Source organism: Nitrosomonas supralitoralis (genome assembly GCF_003011925.2).
GTDB lineage: Bacteria > Pseudomonadota > Gammaproteobacteria > Burkholderiales > Nitrosomonadaceae > Nitrosomonas > Nitrosomonas supralitoralis.
The window spans coordinates 1-325 of record NZ_PXXU01000218.1 but is presented as its reverse complement, the minus strand read 5'-3'; the positions used below and the strand labels follow the sequence as shown (position 1 = coordinate 325).

Here is a 325-nt window from a genome sequence, read left to right as displayed (position 1 = left end):
TAGGCGTTTATTTCTAGCAGTCAGTTCAGCGAGACGTTTATCAATGGATGAAAAGTCGTATACGCCTTTTGATTTCTCAAGCTCCGCCCATAAATAACGCATTTGTATTCCACGTAATGCTGGTGTTGCCTGAATTTCACTATATACCTGTGATAGATATGAAGAATTGTTATTGCCCCAACTCAATATTGTATAGTAATGGCCTGGGTGCCATTTGACCGCAGTGGGGTCTGTTGCTGCTACTACTGTGGTCAATGGGACTAGCACCATACTTACAATGAATAGTAGTGCGGCGACTAAAAAATGTACGTGTTTAACGCTCGTG

The 325-nt window shown here is 42.2% G+C and carries 1 pseudogene; it reads right to left on the bottom strand.

Annotated features, from left to right (window positions below):
- Window positions 1-255: pseudogene (locus C7H79_RS17505) on the bottom strand (glycoside hydrolase); the annotation flags it as partial.
- Between the last annotated feature and the right edge of the window lie 70 nt (window positions 256-325).